The sequence below is a fragment of the Hungatella sp. L36 genome (assembly GCF_014288035.1).
Genome location: NZ_JACOPC010000024.1, coordinates 40313 through 60224, shown reverse-complemented (window position 1 = coordinate 60224; position 19912 = coordinate 40313). Strand labels below are relative to the sequence as shown.

General features: G+C 45.6%; 25 protein-coding genes. 15 read left to right on the top strand and 10 right to left on the bottom strand.

Annotated features, from left to right (window positions below):
* Positions 1 to 15 precede the first annotated feature (15 nt).
* The 13 genes from H8S80_RS31550 (at position 16) to H8S80_RS31490 (ending at position 10896) form a co-directional block, all read left to right on the top strand.
* Positions 16 to 549: an ECF-type sigma factor gene (locus tag H8S80_RS31550; RefSeq protein WP_055650212.1), complete on the top strand. Its 534-nt coding sequence runs from the start codon at positions 16 to 18 to the stop codon at positions 547 to 549.
* 35 nt (positions 550 to 584) lie between these two features.
* Positions 585 to 830, top strand: coding sequence for a hypothetical protein (locus tag H8S80_RS31545; protein WP_055650213.1), 246 nt, complete (start codon positions 585 to 587; stop codon positions 828 to 830).
* A 3-nt stretch (positions 831 to 833) separates the two neighbouring features.
* Entirely contained in the window at positions 834 to 1025 is a 192-nt protein-coding gene (locus tag H8S80_RS34505; protein ID WP_055650214.1) for a hypothetical protein, read from the top strand.
* A gap of 17 nt (positions 1026 to 1042) precedes the next feature.
* Entirely contained in the window at positions 1043 to 1930 is an 888-nt protein-coding gene (locus H8S80_RS31535) for a hypothetical protein (RefSeq protein ID WP_242866135.1), read from the top strand.
* A 10-nt stretch (positions 1931 to 1940) separates the two neighbouring features.
* On the top strand, positions 1941 to 4982 hold the full coding sequence (locus tag H8S80_RS31530) for an SNF2-related protein (protein WP_055650216.1): 3042 nt from the start codon (positions 1941 to 1943) through the stop codon (positions 4980 to 4982).
* A 62-nt stretch (positions 4983 to 5044) separates the two neighbouring features.
* Positions 5045 to 5461: a DUF6809 family protein gene (locus H8S80_RS31525; RefSeq protein ID WP_055650217.1), complete on the top strand. Its 417-nt coding sequence runs from the start codon at positions 5045 to 5047 to the stop codon at positions 5459 to 5461.
* A 22-nt stretch (positions 5462 to 5483) separates the two neighbouring features.
* Positions 5484 to 5993, top strand: a complete 510-nt coding sequence (locus H8S80_RS31520) for a hypothetical protein (RefSeq protein ID WP_055650218.1) — start codon at positions 5484 to 5486, stop codon at positions 5991 to 5993.
* A 341-nt stretch (positions 5994 to 6334) separates the two neighbouring features.
* Entirely contained in the window at positions 6335 to 6538 is a 204-nt protein-coding gene (locus H8S80_RS31515) for a hypothetical protein (protein ID WP_055650219.1), read from the top strand.
* A gap of 9 nt (positions 6539 to 6547) precedes the next feature.
* The gene (locus H8S80_RS31510; RefSeq protein WP_055650220.1) at positions 6548 to 7741 is read left to right on the top strand and encodes a hypothetical protein; all 1194 of its coding nucleotides are present in this window, start codon (positions 6548 to 6550) and stop codon (positions 7739 to 7741) included.
* 99 nt (positions 7742 to 7840) lie between these two features.
* Entirely contained in the window at positions 7841 to 8113 is a 273-nt protein-coding gene (locus tag H8S80_RS31505; RefSeq protein ID WP_242866136.1) for a hypothetical protein, read from the top strand.
* 49 nt (positions 8114 to 8162) lie between these two features.
* The gene (locus tag H8S80_RS31500; RefSeq protein WP_055650222.1) at positions 8163 to 9092 is read left to right on the top strand and encodes a phosphoadenosine phosphosulfate reductase family protein; all 930 of its coding nucleotides are present in this window, start codon (positions 8163 to 8165) and stop codon (positions 9090 to 9092) included.
* A 29-nt stretch (positions 9093 to 9121) separates the two neighbouring features.
* Complete coding sequence (locus tag H8S80_RS31495; protein WP_055650223.1) at positions 9122 to 9589, top strand: hypothetical protein; 468 nt, start codon at positions 9122 to 9124, stop codon at positions 9587 to 9589.
* 368 nt (positions 9590 to 9957) lie between these two features.
* On the top strand, positions 9958 to 10896 hold the full coding sequence (locus H8S80_RS31490) for a hypothetical protein (protein ID WP_055650225.1): 939 nt from the start codon (positions 9958 to 9960) through the stop codon (positions 10894 to 10896).
* Between the two features lie 67 nt (positions 10897 to 10963).
* On the opposite strand, the gene H8S80_RS31485 is transcribed toward H8S80_RS31490, so the two are convergent.
* Positions 10964 to 11728 carry a hypothetical protein gene (locus tag H8S80_RS31485; protein WP_055650226.1) on the bottom strand — a complete coding sequence of 255 codons (765 nt, stop codon included), beginning with the start codon at positions 11726 to 11728 and terminating at the stop codon, positions 10964 to 10966.
* Between the two features lie 137 nt (positions 11729 to 11865).
* On the opposite strand from H8S80_RS31485, the gene H8S80_RS31480 reads away from it, so the two are divergent.
* Positions 11866 to 12174, top strand: coding sequence for a helix-turn-helix domain-containing protein (locus H8S80_RS31480; RefSeq protein ID WP_055650227.1), 309 nt, complete (start codon positions 11866 to 11868; stop codon positions 12172 to 12174).
* A 14-nt stretch (positions 12175 to 12188) separates the two neighbouring features.
* Here H8S80_RS31480 and H8S80_RS31475 read toward each other — a convergent pair whose 3' ends face one another.
* Entirely contained in the window at positions 12189 to 12716 is a 528-nt protein-coding gene (locus H8S80_RS31475) for an SLOG family protein (RefSeq protein ID WP_055650228.1), read from the bottom strand.
* A gap of 130 nt (positions 12717 to 12846) precedes the next feature.
* Here H8S80_RS31475 and H8S80_RS31470 point away from each other — a divergent pair, with 130 nt between their 5' ends.
* Entirely contained in the window at positions 12847 to 13188 is a 342-nt protein-coding gene (locus H8S80_RS31470) for a helix-turn-helix domain-containing protein (RefSeq protein WP_055650229.1), read from the top strand.
* 18 nt (positions 13189 to 13206) lie between these two features.
* On the opposite strand, the gene H8S80_RS31465 is transcribed toward H8S80_RS31470, so the two are convergent.
* From H8S80_RS31465 to H8S80_RS31430, 8 genes are all read right to left on the bottom strand, one after another.
* Positions 13207 to 13737 carry a hypothetical protein gene (locus tag H8S80_RS31465; RefSeq protein WP_055650230.1) on the bottom strand — a complete coding sequence of 177 codons (531 nt, stop codon included), beginning with the start codon at positions 13735 to 13737 and terminating at the stop codon, positions 13207 to 13209.
* Positions 13738 to 13742: 5 nt separating this feature from the next.
* A complete protein-coding gene (locus H8S80_RS31460) occupies positions 13743 to 14657 on the bottom strand; it encodes a ParM/StbA family protein (protein WP_055650231.1) in 915 nt (304 codons plus the stop codon).
* A 73-nt stretch (positions 14658 to 14730) separates the two neighbouring features.
* Complete coding sequence (locus H8S80_RS31455; protein WP_055650232.1) at positions 14731 to 15156, bottom strand: winged helix-turn-helix domain-containing protein; 426 nt, start codon at positions 15154 to 15156, stop codon at positions 14731 to 14733.
* 52 nt (positions 15157 to 15208) lie between these two features.
* Complete coding sequence (locus tag H8S80_RS31450) at positions 15209 to 15652, bottom strand: phosphate-starvation-inducible PsiE family protein (protein WP_207729914.1); 444 nt, start codon at positions 15650 to 15652, stop codon at positions 15209 to 15211.
* Positions 15636 to 15986 (bottom strand): hypothetical protein, encoded by a 351-nt coding sequence (locus H8S80_RS31445; protein ID WP_147335891.1) that lies wholly within the window; start codon positions 15984 to 15986, stop codon positions 15636 to 15638. The genes H8S80_RS31450 and H8S80_RS31445 overlap by 17 nt, the downstream gene beginning before the upstream one ends.
* A gap of 12 nt (positions 15987 to 15998) precedes the next feature.
* Positions 15999 to 16808, bottom strand: a complete 810-nt coding sequence (locus tag H8S80_RS31440) for a DUF368 domain-containing protein (protein WP_055650234.1) — start codon at positions 16806 to 16808, stop codon at positions 15999 to 16001.
* A 20-nt stretch (positions 16809 to 16828) separates the two neighbouring features.
* Positions 16829 to 17653, bottom strand: a complete 825-nt coding sequence (locus H8S80_RS31435) for an undecaprenyl-diphosphate phosphatase (protein ID WP_207729913.1) — start codon at positions 17651 to 17653, stop codon at positions 16829 to 16831.
* Between the two features lie 299 nt (positions 17654 to 17952).
* The gene (locus H8S80_RS31430) at positions 17953 to 19869 is read right to left on the bottom strand and encodes a YARHG domain-containing protein (protein WP_055650235.1); all 1917 of its coding nucleotides are present in this window, start codon (positions 19867 to 19869) and stop codon (positions 17953 to 17955) included.
* Positions 19870 to 19912: the final 43 nt, after the last annotated feature.

The window sequence follows — 19912 nt, the reverse complement described above, 5'->3', positions numbered from 1 at the left end:
GGAGGAAAAATAAAGATGGAAATCCCATTAACAGAACAGCAGAAGGATTTTGCCGCGGCCAACCACGGCCTTGTACATGCTTTTCTGAACGCCTATGGACTAAATGAAGATGAATTCTATGATGTGGTGATATTCGGATACCTTCGGGCCGTCCGGCGCTATTTCACGGAAGCCAATCTGAAAAAGTACAAATTTGGAACAATCGCATGGAATTGTATGCGGGTTGATTTGCTCAACCACTACAAAGCAAACCGCCGCCAGAAGCGCAATGCAGAGGTGGTAAGCATCCATGTATGCTTATCCCATGACGGACTGCCCCTGGAGCACAGCTTACCATCCCGAAATGACTTGATGGAACAGCTGGAGGCCAAGCTCCTGCTCCACGACCTGGCCGGGCAAATCTCCAGGCAGCAGCTTGATATGGTGTACTTAAAGTCCAACGGCTATGGGGTCAGAGAGATTGCCCGCAGCCATAAAACCAGCATGAAGCACGTTCAAAAGCTGCTGGAGGATGTCCGCAGTATTCTTATGGACTTATGTTATGAATAGACAAATGCCGCAGCGCAGATTGGAGGTCAAAACGAATGAAACATTACAAAAAAGAAATTGCTGTGAACGGACGCCTTTTGCGCCCTCTAATGGTGGGGCAAAGCGCCTTTTTATATGCCAACGGACGAATTCGCCATACCTTGCCTGTAGTGGCGATTCATGAACAGATGGAGGATTTTATACGCTTTGAAACAGCAAAGGCCGAATACCATCTGTCACTGTCCCCTTTTCCAGGGGCAGCCAGCGCCATGCTTCCTGCAAAACTGGCAATGGCAGCCTAAAGAATGGTAACTGACAGACAGGGGCCGGCAGTCAGGCCGGCTCCTGACGCTTCAGCCGTGGCAGATTGTTTCTTCCACGGCTTACTTTATTTTGGATACTACAATTACGATCTGCAAAAACCGTTTCTGCCACAGTATGAAAAGAACCACCGGCTGCTGATGTCAGAGCTTCACCGGATTCTGCAGAACGGCTGATGATAAGGAGGTTACCCTTGGATATTTTATCAAAATTTGAGGCAGTTACGGTAAAAGCGGATATCCGGCTGTCAGAAGCAGACCAGCGCTTTTGTGAAGCCCACGAAGCGGCATACCATACAGCCCAGACCTGTTTTCAGGAAATGGAATACATATGGGAGGATATCTGCGGCAGGCAAAAAGATATCCTGTTGGAGGTGGATTCCCATGCGTCCTATTTATCAACCAGCGGCGGCTTTGATATTTCTGCCGTCCAGATCAGTGAGCACATGATGAAGCTCCATTCCCGGTTCATTCAAAATCTTACCGCGCATTTCAGCAGAGCTTATCATGTCTCCATTGATGAATATGCGATTGAACAAAAGCTGCTTCCGCAAAGCGTCTTTGATTCACGGCGGACCATAGCAGCACAGGAGCAGTATGAAAGGGATATGCTGGCGTTGTCCCTTAGCTATGAGGATATTGTTAATCTGATTTTTGAACAGATGAATGGCCGTGATTTTGGAGAGCAGGCGTTATATGAATTAAAGGATAAGTGTCATAACGCCGCGTGGAGCTGCTTAAAGAAAACCGCGGACTTTGAAATTAAGAAATCCGTTTTGCGTTTCACATATGGCTGCTCTTATAAAAATTGGTATAGCAACGGAGACTGGGCGCTTAACGACAGCTTAAAGGAAATCCTGAAAGGCATAGCACACTTTGAGACGGGGTGCTTTGCGCTTATGCCCCATGGCTTTGACAGCCTGTTAGGCTACCGTCATTCCGGTTCTGAGACGGTTGAATTTTTAACCTGCAGCAAGGTTCGCCAGCTTAAAATGTTTAAAAACGGACGGGTTGATATCAGATTTGCAAGTGAAGCCGTTGCCCGGCAATTTGCAGACGAATATCTGGGCCGTGTCTATTAAGGGGGCTTTCATGAAATATCCCTATGAGAACACTCCTATCCCGTTGAATCAGAGAAAAGCGTTGAACGAAAAGGTTCTCTACCTCATAGATCATGATGGCTTTGACTCGGCGGAAATTACAGCGGCTGATATTTACAACGCCTACACCGGTGACGGCGGGCTGCATGATTTACAGCGGGAGGACTATGAGAATTACCATGAATACAGTGACGCCAAAAAGGAAATAGAGAACGGTCAGTTTTTTACACCACCGTCAATATGCGACCTGGTGGTATCGTGCCTGAAGCCTTCCGCATCTGACTTAATCGCAGACTTAACCTGCGGAATGGGGAGTTTTTTCAACTTTCTGCCCGCAGAGTCAAACGCTTATGGCTGTGAAATAGATCACAAAGCATACAAGGTAGCCCATTACCTTTATCCGAAAGCGAATATTGAGCTGGGGGACATACGCACATATGAGTCCGATATCCGTTTTGATTATATACTTGGCAATCCACCCTTCCATTTGAAATGGTATCTGGAGGACGGGAGTGAAACGCTTTCGCAGCTCTATTACTGCATAAAGGCTGCCGGGCTGCTGAAGCCCTTTGGTATCATGGCATTGATTGTACCCCAGTCTTTTCTGGCTGATAGCTTTACTGATGGCCGGTTCATTCAGGAAATGGAGAGCAGATTCAGCTTTCTCGGACAGGTCACTCTGCCGGATAACGCCTTTTTAGCCATGGGCGCCGGACGCTTCCCCACAAAGCTGCAATTCTGGCAAAGGCGAAGCGGATTAGAAGGCTGGGTTCCCCTGCCATATACCACAAAACCCGGCTTGTCACTGACATCGGATTTTCACATTCAGTCAGAGGCCAGGCGTATCTATGATTGCTTTCTGGAAAAGGCCAGAGCAGACCTGGAGGTACATAAGTCACATATCCTGCTGGAGCTTGCAAAGAGCCGCGACACGTCGGCCGAGTTCCAGTATAAGGTTAAAAGGCTGCTGTACCATATTAAGATACATCCGAAAACGAAATCCCGGTATACAAAATGCTGTGAATATCTGTACCGGTTTTGCACGGAAAAGAAACCGGATGACATGACGTATAAGGAATGGTGCAGAGTCCGGATTACAGAAAAAAAAGTATTATCGTATCTTCATAAAACCTTAAAAAGACAGAATTTACCTCCTGAACGGGATGTAATTGCTCTGGTTAAGCAAAACTACCACTTTGCCTACAAAGGCTACAGCGCAAGAATACGCCGCCAGATGAACCATGATATGAGGCAGCCAACGCCAATCTATCAGGCTGTTCTGGAAAATAACCCGGAACACTTTCCCGGATATACCCGGCTAATACGCGAAAAACGAAAGGATTACGAAAATCAGAACCAGCAGTTTACGGATATGCAGGAGGACCCGGACATCGCCAGATGGCTGTCTGGCTTTGTTCTGTGGGATGCTGAAAATAATGAAGCAATTCATTTAAACGAACCCCAGCGGCATGACATTAATCTTGTGCTTCAAAAACGCAACACCCTTCTCCAGTGGGAGCAGGGAAGCGGAAAAACCCTTGCCGGCATTGCGGTTGGGCAATACCGAATGAATTGTCAGGGTATCCGCAATACCTGGGTGGTCTCTTCCGCTATCTCGATCCGGAATAACTGGGATTTGGTGTTGAAGAATTACGGTATCTCCTATGTGTTCGTGGAAAAGCTGAAGGATTTGGAGCAAATCCGCAAGGGGGATTTTGTTATTATCACCTTAAATAAAATCTCCCAGTACCAGAAGCAGGTTTCCAAGTGGTTGAAACAGCATCGGCAGAAAATCCAGCTTGTGTTAGACGAAAGCGACGAGATCTCCAACGCCAGAAGCCAGAGAACCAAAGCGGTTTTGGCCTGCTTCCGGCGCTGCCGCATGAAGCTGCTGACTACGGGTACCAGCACACGAAACAATATTTCCGAGTTCGCACCACAATTAGAACTGCTATACAACAATTCAATCCATATGCTTTCGTGGTGCTCTAAGCTCTATCGCTATAAGGGAAAGGAGGCTCACCTGGAATCACATAATAATCTATATTACAGACAGCCCATCCCAGCTTATAAAAAAGGATACTCTCTTTTTTCCGCTTCCCACCTTCCAGATAAAATTACTGTTTTTGGAGTGGCGCAGAGGACACAGGATATCTACAACGCCGATGTTTTAAGCGAGCTTCTGGGCAAGACCGTCATTACACGGACCTTTGAGGATGTCTGCGGAAAGGACATCAAACAGCTTCATCAGGTTCCAGTCCGCTTCCCTCCGGAGGAAAAAGAGGTATATGAAAAGGCCATGGACAAGTTTCTTGTCATGCGCAACAAATACTTTAATCTGACAGGAAACTCCAGAAAGGACAGCATGATGAAATTAATCCAGCAGATTATCCTGCTGCTACGGATTGGAGCGGCCCCGGACACGGTAGACGAGTATGAGGGCGATACGCCTGTTAAGATTATGGCTGCCGTGGAACTGGCCGCCGGATGGGAAAATGAGATTGTAGCCATCGGGGTGCGGCATAAGGTGGTTCTGGATTCTTACGCCAGGGCAATCCGCAAATATCTTCCGGACCGCCCCCTGTATATCGTCACCGGCTCAGACACAACATTTGCCAGGAGACGCGCCCTGCGGCAGACGCTGCGGGAAAGCGGGAACGGTATCCTGCTCTGCACCCAACAAAGCCTTCCGTCCAGTGTGAACTTTGAATTTGTCAATAAGATCATCATACCGGAGCTTCACTATAACAATTCCGGCATGAGCCAGTTCTATTTCCGGTTTATTCGCTATACCTCTACGGAGTATAAGGACGTGTATTTTATTACCTATGCCGGAAGCATTGAATCGAACCTTATGCAGATGATACTGGTGAAAGAAAAATTGAATTTGTTTATGAAAGGGCAGGATACAAATTTAGATGAAATATACGAGCGCTTTGATGTGGATTATGATTTGCTGGCGCTGCTCATGTACCAGGAAGAAGATGATAAGGGACGGCTGCGGATTCGCTGGGGGAAACAGGACATTGCATGATTTATAAGGAAACAGAGGTTTTTAGCACGAATATGGACACTCATTATTAGGAGGAAATAAGAATGAACTTTTATGAGACACCAGCAGGACAAATGTTTTTTGAACATCAGATGCCCCAAATTATTAAATCATTACAATCACTATCAGAAGCGTTAAACCGAAAAAATCCGGTTGTCAAGCTGCCCCTGGCTGAAGGCTCGGATATTTTAAAGGAGCTTTATCTTGGAAATTATGAAGCTTCGGTTTTTAATAATGCTGCGCCGCCGGCAGCGCTTAATAACACGGTGGTAATAAAACAGAGAGTGCTGATATCAAGCCTTACCAAGAAATCACTAAAGCTGTTTTATGACTATTTAGATGCGGAATCAAAAAGAAATAGCGCCGTTGCTGAGCAGGCTTATAAATCCGGGTTCTGTACCGCCACACAACTGATTTTTTCCGGTCTTATGGAACCGGAACGGCTGGAGGCAGATCAGTGACTTGACCGAAGGGAGGTCTGCTATGGATATCATGGAAATACATAAAACCCTGTCCGCACTGCTTGATAAATTGAAACGTAACCGGGAACTTGTATCTCTTGCTGAATTAAAGACAAAATACCGCAAGCCCTATACAGCGCTATGTGAGGAAATACGCACAACAACCATTGCCTATGTCCAAAAGGCGGCTTTGCAGGGAATTCGTATCCGCAAGGCGTATTTTAAAGAAGCTCTGCCTATTATTGAAAACGCAATACACCGGTCAGGGCTGCTGCCAAAGATTTCAGCCGCGGCCTTCAAACGGCAGGATATCAAGGAAATTGAACGGTTAGCGCTTGCTTTAAATGAGCAGATAAAAATGGCTCTGGAACCATTTTACCATCAACACTTTGGGCTTTACCTGACAGAAGATTGCTTCGCAGACCCGCCCAGAACGCCGGATATCTATAATAATGTCAACGGCTGTATCCTGCGTGACGGAAAGTGGATACCCGAGGAGCTTCTATATGGAAAACAGGATTCGGCAGCGTAGGACAGATTACCGCCGGTATAGGATGGCATAACAGAAATTTTCTGCTATGCCGCAGAGTAAAAAGACCAGGAGGACAACCGTTGAATTACATAATCTATGGTAAGCATGAAAAAGAAAAACATTTTGGCGCTATGGATATCAAATCGAACAGATTACACCTTTCAGGTACGTGGAGCCGGTTCCTCTAAAGTATTTTATACAAAAGGAAGCGAAGATAAATAAGGTAATCGACATAAAAGGGCTGACTGACTGCTTGAATGAGCATCGGTCAGTTCTTTTGTACTATCGGGCCGGCATGACGGATCAGACCGGCTAAGTATGAAAGGAGGCTGCTCTGCAAAATGAAGAGCTTAAAATGGCTGGACGAAGCCTGTAACAACTGCGGTCAGCAGATTAATAGCTGGGATAAAAGAATCTCAAAGGTATTGGCCTACAGATATCCCTGCTGCGAGGCATGTATTGCCAGGGAATACGATATGGACATAGATGTATTGCGAGAGCGCATGGAACATTATCTGGGCATCAGACCCTGCCTTGGTCTATAAGGTGAGCCTATGGCAGAATACAATCTTTTAACACAGCGTCTTTTGTCAGAAGGATACTCCGTAGACCATTATCCGGATTACGTTCAGATTCAGGGCAGCACCCTACCCGGAGGAGATCCACTGAACAATCTTGGCGGCGGTTTTGTCTTCAAAAAAGCCATTGCCAATGACTGTATCTACAAGACAGGCTGCGGTAAATATGTTCTGGGCAAAAATGTGAACAGTGATATGAGTTATATGGGTATCCTGTGGTGTCATGAAAATGATAACCCGGTCATCCGGTGTCCCTATGATATCCCGGACTGTGCGGATAATGACCCTCTGCTCCATGGCACCCGGGGCGGAGGACTCTGCATTATGTGCCAATGTGTCTGCCATAGGACAGAGGAATGTTATGATTACGAGAATAGTATTGAGAAAGCAGACGATGAACGGCAGGCTGAGAAGCGCAGGAAATATGAAGAATACTCCAAAACCCACAAAGGGCGCGTGTGTTTGAATCATATGTATTTTAATGAAAGGACGCGGGAATGGAGATTGGAATATGAACCTCAAAGATGTGCCAGAATATGCTATTCCCAGGATGGGTGGTGCCCTGTTTTATGCCGGCAGCTTAGCCGGAAAAAGGGCAACGTGTATTATGATTTAAAGACGAGCCACATCAGGAAGGATGGGACCCTGTTCGACGGCGAAGTGATAGTTCATATTGAAAAAGGAATCCGCTACTTTGAACGTCCTGTGTGTATGGATATCTGTCAGGCATTTGTCAGACAAAACGGAAAAGATATTATCTGGGATAAATACAAGTGGAATACCTATACCACTGTAAAGCTGTTTGATCCCACCTTCCACGCCGAGATTCTGAATGTCAGAGCCGAATCAAGACCAAGCCGCAACCTTATGCAGGACCTGACTGATATCCAGGACGGAATTAAAATATCACATTCGTCCGATTTAATAAAACGCCAAAAGGAAGCCAAGCGGGAGCGACGTCAGAAAGCACGGGGAAAACGGATAGAGAAGCTGGAAGCAAAACTCTTAAAAACCGGATATGACAGCCTGGAAGAACACTCTTTAGACAGGATTCATGCGGACAAGTGGCTGTCCCCTGAACGGATTGAGGAACTGGAAGAATTACGGCTGCAAAGGATAAAAGCAGAGCAGGTACAAATGAGCCTGTTTGATTTAGAGGAAAGGACTTAATAACATATGGCAAATGATTTTAAAATGTATCAAATATATGCGCCACAAGTAACCGCTGATCCGTTTCACGCAGACCGCTTATTCTCAAAGCAGCTTCAAATGGTAAAGGTATTTTGGAAAGGCGTAATCTGTGCCCATAGCTTTCGGGCAGCCAGGTGGAATCAGGGCGGTCTCACTTATATGCTTTACCATAGCACACGGGATACGGACGCTTTTGTAATAGGCGTAATCGGAAGCGACGGACTGCCGCTCTCCCACCACAGTTATCGAAAAGAGGATTTAGGCACGGGAAAATATTACGCGGATATCCTCTCAAATCTGCCGTATGCCAGGAAGGACAGTATACTAAAGGTGACTGTGGTTCATTCTTGATTTCCATTGTATTCGTGCCAATGAATAAAACAAAATATAAGGAGCCAAAATGAGAGGTCAAATAAATTTACCCGTGTACGGCGATTATGTCGGGCGGGTCATTAGGGAACTGCGCTGTATAGCCGGCTGCCAAACTATGTGTCTGCGGTTTTCCGGCGGTAAGGACAGTGTGGTGTTGAAATGGTTATTCGAGCAGGCCGGTATCCCCTATCAGGCGAGATTCAGCCGGACCAGCGTTGACCCTCCGGAACTGCTCCGTTTTATCAGAAAATACCATTCCGATGTGATTGAAGAACAGCCCAGAATCTCCATGTTTCACTTGATTATCAAAAAGGGCTTCCCCCCTACCAGGGTCTGCCGGTACTGCTGCAGTGAATATAAAGAACGAAATACCTGTCCGAAAGAAAAAAACGTCCTGACGCTGACAGGGGTTCGCAAAGCCGAAAGTCCAAAAAGAAGAAACCGGTCAAGAGTTGAGACCTGCCAGGCATTTAAGGGAGTGACCTTTTTTCACCCTATTCTTGATTGGACAGACGAGCAGCTCTGGAATGTCATTGACGACAATCGTATTCCATACTGCGAATTATATGATGAAGGCTTCAGCCGGATTGGCTGTGTCGGTTGTCCCCTCACATCATCAAAAAATATACTCCGTGAGTTCCGGCGCTGGCCTAGTTTTGAAAAGGCTTATTTGTGGGCATTTGAGCGGATGCTGGAAGGCCGGCAATTCGATAAATGGAAAACTAAATATGATGTGATGGACTGGTATGTGTATGGTGTCCAGGAACAATACAAAAAGCTGGACGAAGAAAATGATAAGCTGTGGAAGCAAAATACCTTTCGTGCCTATGAAGATGAGCTATACTTTGGCGATTATTTTGATAATCTCACCCATGAATACGAGAACAGAGATGTCAACGCTGCCATTCAAATTTTACATAACTGCCACGATAAGAAAGATGTTTCCCGGATTGCTTAACATGTAATCCGGAGAGAGGAGCATACTAATTGAAAATTAATATTTATTCAAAGCATTTACAAAAAGCCGTCTCCGAAAATTTGCCAGATACTCTGTCTGATTCAGAGGTTATACTTTCGCCAATTTGTTCCTTTAGCCATGTTTTTCAGAATATGAGAAAGGGTGAGAACGGCATTGACCGCCCCTCCAGTGAATTAGTTTATTCCAGGTCTGATTATGACGGATACAGGTGGCACACATCTTGGTTCAAACACGATAAGGGGCATCTGGATTCGGAATTAATAAAAGAGATTGATGAATTCACGGAAGCGCTATTCCTGCTACCGGAGTTTACAACCTTATCGGCTATGAAACGGCTGTGTACTGCCTGTGCAGAGCCGACCCGCGATGAAACGGAATTTAATCTTTACTCTGGAACTCAGAGCTTACAGATATGGCTGCGGTTGATAACAAGGTTTAAAGACTATAATCTCTATGTACACTATTATTTAAAGTAGGATTTGAATTGAGCAATCAGCGCTGCCTTTAAGTACGGGTAGCGCTGTCTCTTAAAATCTTAACATTGTATTAAAGATTCCCTCATTTCTACCACGAAAAATGTAGTTATGGTATAATTAACTATCACTTTATTTTAAATTGCCTGCGGGAGGAACAATCCTATGAAGAAAATTTTGTTACAATCATTCGTTCGGGTCATCTTTCTTTATATTTCGATGTTTTTGCTTTACATTTTATCCTGGTTAATCTTTGATTATGCTTTTCCTATTTCCTGGCGGGCCGAAATAGTCATTTTTATTGTGGCATTTTGCATTGAGCTTGTTAGCGTTTTATGGAAAATGCGAAAAAACCAACGGAAGTCTGGCTTATGAATGGAGTGTTGGAAAAAATCAAAAAAGAAAAAATGATTATTATATATTTTGTGTCTCTCTTAATCCTGATGCTGGTTATAACCGGCTGCGCAGGAGGATTAGATGAGCCATCTGCAAAGAACACTGCCTTACCCTCCGAATCCAGCATTGAAGAAACCCGCACGGTTTCCCCCACAATTCCAGAAACGGTCCCAAAATCCACCCCGGCGCCCACCACGCAAACTCTGGACGAGGTAGTCACAGGAGCAATTCTGGAACATAACAAAGATAAATTCCCGGCTAATAATGAAGCTTACGGCGAGGGCCATATTATTATGGATACGGTTCAGGATGGGGAAATTGTTACGGTATATGCACTCACCATGTATGGGGCCTATCAGTTTCAGGATGGGAATTTTGTTAAAAATGGCGGAAGCGGCGGAATACCTGCAGTCATCCAGATACGTGACGAAGATAATGGCGTCTGGAAACTGGAGAATTATGAAGAACCACTGGACGGCGGCCTCTATGGCGATTCAATCCGTTCCATGTTCCCAGAAGAGCTTTGGAAGCGATGTATCGCTATACGGGAAGAGGATCTGAAAGAGTTAAAGCGGCAGGAGCAATCCTATGCCATGGCATATTTAAAAACCATTGAGAGAGAAGCTGAAATCGGTGATTACAGCGATTTTCCACATACAATCCCCAGCGAGGTTGGAATATCAACAGAGGTATCCAATAAAATTGACGAAGCCCGTAAATACGGAAAAGGCCCATTAGCCTATGCGCCCTTCTGGTTTGGAACCGTGGAGCAGGTTGAAAATGGCGTTCGCTATTTGTATGAACAAAGATATGACGCTGAACAAAAGGAAATTTTGTTTTCCAAAATAGTATATGACTCCCAGGAAGTTGTAGAACAGATGGTATTTGACTCTTATACAGGAGAACAAAAATAACGATATTAAAAGCGTCCCCAGCAGTAATCAAAGGGGACGCTTTTGAATTTTAATGCTCTCTCACCACCTACTTCTTATACCTCTCCGGGCAATAAAAAATCAATAAATCCATCTCTGCACTGGAATCCTCTCCCCTCTTTTCACGCAAATCACAGGAAACATAATAGTCGTTGAAAATAAATGCCGTGATGTCCGGCTCCAGCAGCCGAATATCCTTTGTCTTGAAGTCAATCACCCCAATTCCATATGGCTCGTCGCTCCAGCTCTTGCTCATGACACGATTCAGGCAGTCCGTACATAGAAATTTACCGGCCTTTTTCAGATCCAGAACCTCATCATTATTAAAAGTAAGAGATGCATGGGCGTAGCCTCTGTTCGGATCTTCCGAGACGTATGACATAAAGCCATCGTTACCAGTACTCATTATATGAGATGAGGACCCTTTTACAGGCTCTTCAATCAGTTTTTTATGATCATCATACCGGTTAATCTCCACACATGACAGCCTAAAGGTATTCAGGCTGATAAAACCCACATTTTCCTGCCCAAAATACCAGGTAAACAGTGTTTCTTTTCCCCCATTACATATCAGGCAATCCTCTGGCGCTGTATCTGACTTAAAACGCGGCAGTTCCTCCGCTTCAGCTACAGATACTTGCTTTTGCACTGATTGCTTTTGCTCTGGATGTTCCTGCTCCTGCTGCTCGGGCTTTGACCCTTTCTGCGCGTTCAGCAGACCCACTCCGACCATACCGGCCATCATAAGCAAAACAACAACGAAAAATAATATGCCAACTTTTCTTGTCCAATAACAGGTAAATATCTTCTTCATAAGAGCTCCTATCTGATTAAATAAGTTATTTTTACAATTATATCTGTCACAATCGGACACTTGAAGTTGAGTATCCGATTTAACCAGACATATTGCGGTCATCTATGGGGTAAAATCATATACAGAGGTGATTTGGTATGTATGAAAACTTGTTTTATCAACGGTTGGAAAAACTACGTTCCGAAAAAGGGGTATCTGCGCGGGATATGAGCTTGTCCATTGGGCAAAGCGCGGGTTATATTAATGCGCTGGAAAATAGAAACGGCTTTCCGTCCATGCAGGTCTTTTTCTATATCTGCGAATATTTAGGTGTTACACCAGCCGAATTTTTCGACAGTGATAATAGCTATCCCACAGAGTATAAAGAGATGTTTGACGATATAAAAGCTTTGGATCATGAGCACTTAGGAAATGTGAAAGCCATTATAAAAGGATTGAAAAAATAACCGGCCGAAACGCTTCAGAGAGTATTCGCCGTGTCCGGATGAATAAATACAATTTTCACCCCTCTTCCCATAGCATATTTTACGGTTTGACCCGTAATGGATCTCACCGCAAGATTTCCGTCATAAACAGCTACCATGTGCTGCGTCTGATTTACCATATAACAATTACGCCGGAAAAAATCGTCTCTATCCTTTGCACCTCCTATCGTTATATATTCCGTACTATGCTTTTTCAGAAATTCCATGCGCTTTCGGCTCCGTTCATCCCATTTAGCGTCATAGCCTGCACAGGGCAAAATAATCCAAAGCTCCAGCTCTCCATATCCCTTCTGCTCTTTTAAGCGGAGAAGCAGTTCACCGGCCCACATACCGACTCCCAGAGAGCCGCTGATATAGAAACGGCGCACCCCCATTGCATAAAGAATTTGAAACTGTCCAGTCATGGCACTCTTTATTTTTTTGCATAAGGAATAATTTTCTTTGTATTTAAACTTAAATCTGGTGGGCTTATGCCCAATAATTGTACATGCGAGTATATCCATCTGCTTCCTCCTTTTTTGTATTTAATGTTATTTGTATTATACATGCTATGGACGCTAAAAATCAACTATGGCCGCTTATTTTACCATGTCATAGACGATAAAATATAACTATGGCATGGAGGAAAGATAAATGGACGACCTTTTAAAAGAGATGGGCAAGCGTATTCATGACAGGCGCAAGCAGCTTCATATGACGCAGGAAAGGCTGGCGGAGCTGGCAGGCATTACACCGCAGACTGTTTCCACTGCCGAGCTGGGGCAAAAGGCCATGAGGCCCGATACAATTATCAAAATTTCTACCGCCCTTGAAGTCAGCACAGATTACCTGCTGTTGGGCAAGGTAACAGGGGACGATCAACTGCTTCTCTCCCCAAAGGTATCTGAACTGACGCCAATTCAGTACAGGCATTTGGAAACTATTATTGAGAGTTTTGTGGCAGCGGTGAAGGAAAAGGAGACACAGGAGAATTAAACCTCCCATGTCTCCTTTTCAGTTATTGCGAAATGCCGACAATGTATTCATAATCAAGGCACGCGCCGGATTTTCCTCCGTCTTTTTGTCTGACGGAGCCGCTTGCTTCTCGTGAAAAGCTGTTGCCAACGTTTCTTCCGTTCTCTGTCCCATGTCAGTTACAGGCTGCATATTCTCCATAGGCTGTCTTTCTGCTTCAGGCTTTATCTCTCCTGTGACCTGTGTAGCTGCCGCAGGCTGCATATTTGCAGAAGACTGTAGCTTAACTGCCGGCTGCGCCCTTATCTCGGGCTTCGGCTTTGCTACGTCTGACGTCTGCTCCTTCAAAATCCCCCGTACCATTTCCTCAATAGACCCTTTATCCATCAGCCATGAAACAGGAATGTCCGGAGTTTCAGGGCAGTGGATATAGTGCAGGATCGCATTGACGATAAAAGGAGCCTTACTATGCGCGCCCTGACTCTCCAGAATTTCAATGACCTTTCTGTGTGAGGGATCATTTTCATTAAACTTAATTGTAAAGCGTTCCCTGTCCTTTTTAGCCGCCATAGGAATCACCTGCCTGCCATTTCAAGCTGATACAAAAATTCATATCCTTTTGCATTAGCATTAATTTCGTCCACAAATATGAGCCGGCCTATTTTTCCTGACGCCTCAATCTGTCTGCGAAGCAAAATAGCTCCACCCCCGACAAATACAACAGTACCGGACCGCAAATCAATCATACGCTCCCGCAGGGTGCTGAACAAATCATTGATAAATTCCTGCGCCTGATATTCAACAATCCGAACCGCCTTCTCTGTATATCCATCCGTTTGCCCTTTCAGTATGGCGTCAATATCGCTCTCTTCCAGAAGTAAATCCAGTTCAGCATTTATTTTTGAGCGAATCCTATTGTACAGCAGAATTACGCCGTTTTCCAGGGAATCGCATGTGGAAAGATCTGCCTGTCCATATTTCATTAACAGATAGTCAGCAGTAAATCCGCCAATGTCCAAAACCAAAGCCTTCGGGCTGTCAATCAGGGATTCCATCATGGTAACAGCGGCCGCATATGCCTGGGGGAAGCAGGCCACATCTTCAATATAAATGGAATGAGGCTTTCCATGATAAGAAAACTTAATCACATCCCGGTCCTTAAAGTATCTGATAAAGCTCTTATTTTGAGCGCCGAAATGGGCCGGCGGAAGCCCTACCGCAAGCTGAATGCGTATCACCTCCTCCGTATAGCACTTCATAGCCTCAATTTCATTGGCAGCGCCAAACAGGGTCAGGTGGAAAAACCGGTCGTCCTCCGTTTTATCCTTCCGGTAGGGAATCCGTTGATTGGAAAGAGCATAATAGGTCCCATTACATTGAATGATATTTTCCCCAAAGGGCTTTGTGATACTTTGCTGCAGCCCGGATACAAACGGCGGGCAGTGAATTGTCTTAATCTGTTTATTTCCGTGGTCGATTGCTAATAACATAAAAACATCTCCTTTTCATTTTATACTTATCCTTTACGCTTGGATTACGTCTTTTTCAACAGACCACAGAAACTTATTCGTCATTTTTATTATGTTTAAACCGATATCCGATTCCCCAGACTGTCTCGATACAATCATAGCCATAGGTCTGTTCCAGCTTTTTCCTGATTTCACTGACATGATAGCGGATTGTTTCATCAACGTTAATAGCCGTGGACTCATTCCACACCTGATAGTAAATCTGTTCTTTTGTAAAAATCCGCCCCACATTGCGGGCCAGAAGATACAGAAGCGCAAATTGGCGAGGTCCCAAGGTCAGTTCCTGGCCGTTGACCTCTACCTTACATTCATGAGGATAGAGGGACAGATTTGTGAGGGATAGAACCGGAGTGGGCGAAATATCCACGAACTGAATTTTTTCGGCCTCAATGCTGTCCAATATCTTATTTAAGACATGCTCCTCTGCTTCATCAAGCGTGATAATAACAATTTTTCCCATTCTGGCACCCCCTTTCAATTCCAATAACCATAATCTTGTAATTCCACGCCTGTCACTCTGCCTGGCCGCCTTCCCCCCGTGCAGGCTTTGGAGGGCAGAGATAATGGCGGATCAGGAAAATGATCCCCACTGCAATTACCCCCATAAGGGTTTCAGCCGATCCGGCGTGTGTAACCACCATCTCCCTGGCAATGGCGAACAGCAGCACTTCAACCACGGCTTCCGGCGCGTGCTTTACCAGCATTTTAATAAACTCAATCCCTACAACCAGAGCTAAAGCGTCCCCCAGGACCTGATTCAAGTCCACCAGCTGCGGATTATGTATCAAATCGCCTGTCAGATTAACCGCCAGAAGAATTGCCCCGGCCAGTATGACGACCAGAAGAATTGCGGCCACAAAAAATTCAAGAAATGCAGCTATCTTTGTAAAATAAGCAGCAGTTGCCCGATTCACATTTACTCCCTTCTTCACTTTATCATCAGTCTTTATCTCCATAATCGTCTAAAGCTCCTCCACCATTTTTAGAATCAAGTACATCCCTGCCATATTCACGGACGTAATAAGCCATTGCCAACAGGTAAGTCACGGAAGAAAAAAATAAAAACATAAAAGGATTAATCCCTAAAAAAGGGCCTTTGCCGTCCTGCATAATAAAAGTATACTCAATGGCAGATAATACCGCGATTTCCACGCCCAAAAGAAAGGGAGGAAGAATCGCACGACTTATGATATCCTTCCAGCCGGCCTCCCCATATTTTTTCAATACATATAGGGTAAATCCGATACTTACTGCCAGCAGCGCCATATTCATACTCAAAAATAATTTCATAATCATTCCTATCTAGGCCGTGTCCTCCAGCCCGGAAAGCGACCGGACGGCAAAGAAGCCTGCTCCTGCCAGCACACAGCACAGAAGCATCTGATTGGCTTCGGGCACTCCCGGAAATATCTCTGCCAGGGAAGCCAGTATAAAGCCAAAAATCATAAGGTACGTGGGCCTGGGGTAATGTTTCATTGCGTGCTCCAGTGTTTTTGTGGAAAGAAAAATACCCAGAAGCAGCCCAATCCCGAACGGAGCCAATACAGGCAGATGGAACCCGTGAAGCGCCAGAATCATTCCATCATAAATCCCAAACACCAGCAGCAGATAGGAGACACTGATTCCGGGAAGAACTAAAGCCACTGCGGCGGCAATACCGGTAATTATAAGAAACACAGTTTCCTTTAACCCCATTTCCAGCCCAGCCTGAACAGGAGCTTCCGGAAGTAAAGATAAGATCCATACCAGCAGCATACCAACGGCCGGCCAGATCAGAACCGGCATGGAAAACCTCCGGACCTCCGCCTTTTTAAGCATCAGCGGGATTCCACCTCCCACGGCGCCCATAAAAAAGTAAAGCATCAGCATTGGGTAGCGCTCCAGCAGGGACAGCAGCGGCTGGGAAAACAGCAGGATACCAATGAAGCCACCGATGGAAAATGTACCTAACAGCAGCAGGCTCTTCCCGCTGCGAATGGAATTTACAGAATATATCAGCCTGTCATAAATTCCCAGAAGCATTGCCATCGAACCTCCGCTGACGCCTGGAACCATCATGGTACTGCCCACGCAGACACCCTTCAGCATGACAGATAAAACAGAACCCTTCAATCGTTTAAATCCTCCTTTGCTTAAACAAGAATATACAGTGCCATTACAATCCCCAGCCCAATCCGATACCACCCGAAAATTTTAAAGCTGTGCCCCTTAATAAAATTCATCAGACCCTGTATTACCAGCAGGGACACCAGAAATGCAGCAATCATTCCAGTCACCAGGATAACCGCCTCCACCCAGGTCCATTCCCAGCCAAACTGGACTAACTTAAAAAGACTTGCACCCAGCATGACAGGAAACGCCATGATAAAGGTGAATTCCGCAGCCACGGTCCGCGACACGCCTATCATGAGCGCTCCGATGATTGTTGCGCCGGAGCGGGAGGTCCCTGGAAATATGGCGGCAATCATCTGGAAGCAGCCAATCCACCAGGCAGCCCTCCAGGTTAGCTCCGCCACGGTATGAACAGACGGCTCCCTTTTCCGTGTCTCAACCACAAGAAACAGAACGCCCACAACGATCAGCATGATAACCACCACATGGGGGTGGTAAAACAGATCGTTTATCTCATCATTCCATAAAAGCGCCGCCACACCGGCTGGAATACAGGCCACGGTTATCTTTCCCCACAAAAGAAGAATATCCGGTTTCAGGCGAAAGCCGCCGCGGACAGCACAGGGAACCATGCGCTTCCAAAACAGAAGCGGAACCGCCAGAATGGAGCCAAACTGTATCACCACGAAAAACAGTTCCAAAAACTCCTCCGACTGATATAGCGGCAGAAACTCGTTCAGCAAAATCATATGTCCCGTGCTACTGACAGGAAGCCATTCCGTGACCCCCTGCATGAATCCGAAGATAACCGCTTTTAATAGCTCCACGACCTCTATGATTGTCAAAATTTACAACTCCTTTCTTCTCAAAAACCCTTTGATTTATCTAAGTCAGAACACAAAAAGACATAGCCCGCGCCTTTTTATGAGCGCAGGTTATGTCTTTCCTGTTCTTGAGCTTATTCCTGTTTCATTCTTAATATATCGTTTAGGGGCAGCGTCGCTATCGGCGTCGTCCATATGTTCCGTAATTTCCTTTCAAAAACAATCCATTTTAGGGTTATGATGGCATTATATTGGGAGGGGCATATTCTGTCAACAGGCAGCAAAGATTCTTAACAAAGATTTAATACTTAACCAGCCTTTTACTGCCGGCTCTGAATCATACTGATATTGGCTTTTTCCTGCTCGCTTAACAGCCCTTCCTCAAATTCGTCAGGCTCAATCCTCCCCCTGTACCAGCTGCAGCCATTAAAATAGCTTTGCAGCTCCGCATCCGCAAACAGCCGCCCATGCCGCGCGTAAATCTCATTTTTTGCAATCCGGAGTTGTTTTGCAGACAGGTTTAACAGGTCTGATTCCTGCAGGGCCGCTGCGCTGCTATTAGGAAAAATGTATTCATTGCCATCATATTCAGCAGAGTCGAAGAGGATACGAAAGCTGCTTTTAATCACGCTCAAATCCTCCTGCATATTAATATATTCATGCCGAATCTGTTCATTCTCCCAATAAAATGTTACATCGGTAGGCTTTTTCATAACGTAGACATCGGACCCGTCATAACCCAGAATTTCATAATCCGGCTCATTGACATAAGCCCCATCTTCAAAAATAGTAATAGAAAATAATGCCCCGTCTCCGTTCAGATCATAGGATTTTTTCTGGCAGATTAAAATTCCTCCGCCCTCCAACTGCTTCTCCACATATAATCCGTTCCAGGCCTCCGGGTACAGGATAGTAAATTCAGCTATGGTTTTTCCGGAATCGTCTTTTATAAACGGTGCTTCTGTATCCTCTGGCGCCGGAACGGCCGTAGGACGCGGAGCCTGCGTTGCTTCCGGCGTTCTTTCCATAGGTCCGGTTATTTCAGAAGGAGCTGTTTGGGGTACATCTGATAGTTGTTCTGCACCCGATATTTTTGCCGCTGTCATAAACAGTGAGATGGCTATAACAACAGCGTATATGACCCGGAAAGCGCTGGCGGTCCAATCCCTCACCGCCAGCTTTTCACATGAATAGGTACAAGGCCCATAAGCCATCGCATTCTGGACCTCCCTGTTTTCAGGACTGAAGGTAAGAAGTTTCTTTCGGATATCAGAAGCTTCTTCTGTTTTTCCAAGCTTTTCCTTCACCTCTGCCATCAACTCAAGCACCGGTAAGCGGTGGTAATCATCGTTACAGCTGTAAAGATAATCTTCCCCTGTTTCTTCCGCATCGGTAAGGCGCCCTTCTTTCAGCATACAGCGAAATCTGCCGGCTTGTAGGTTCCACTGAATATCACGATTCTTCAAAAGTAGCGGATTCTCCTCAAGAATAAGCTCTTTCCGCAATTCTTCCCGTTCCGCTGCCGCTTCCTCTCCAAGACGCCTGAAACAGACAGCGACTGTATTACTGTATAAATACAGAAACAGGCCGCCTATATGCTTTCCTGCCATCTTACGGGCAAGCCGGCACAATACCAGCGCCTCTTCACTGCGGCCGCTCCGATACAGGCCCACGGCTGCATTGTGCATGAACACTGTACGCTTCCGCGTAATGGAAAGACCGTAGATTCCTTCCAGCAGACAGGCCACCGATGCGCTGACGGGCCTGATATCCCGGATTAATGGGTGCAGCAATACCCGCTGCCAACAGACCCTGAAAAGGAAATTGAATACCAAAAACAGGATTAACGCGATTAAGAAACCAACCACAGCCCCGACTCCGGCGCCCCCGTCCGGACGCAGCAGGCGTTCATAAGCCCATAACACCGATGCCCATATAAACAAAAGGCCCAGGATGGTATCTATGATGCTTCTTCTTTCCATCGCAAGATAGTACGCCTTTCCCTCTTCAAAACAGCTTCTGGTCTCATCATCGGACTCTAAGCTGTGAATCAGTTTTATGGCGGGGGCAAGCAATCTGTCTCTCTTTTTTGAAAACCGGTTATCCAACAGCATAATCCCCATGGCGACGGTTAAAAGAAGGGAAACGGCCGCATACCATGTCCCCATCCACAGAGAAAATGCAATCATAAACAATCCGGTAACCGGATATAAAAACCACAGGCGGCTTCTTTTCAAACTAACACTCCTTTCTAAAGTACCAGAACACAAAAAGGTGTTC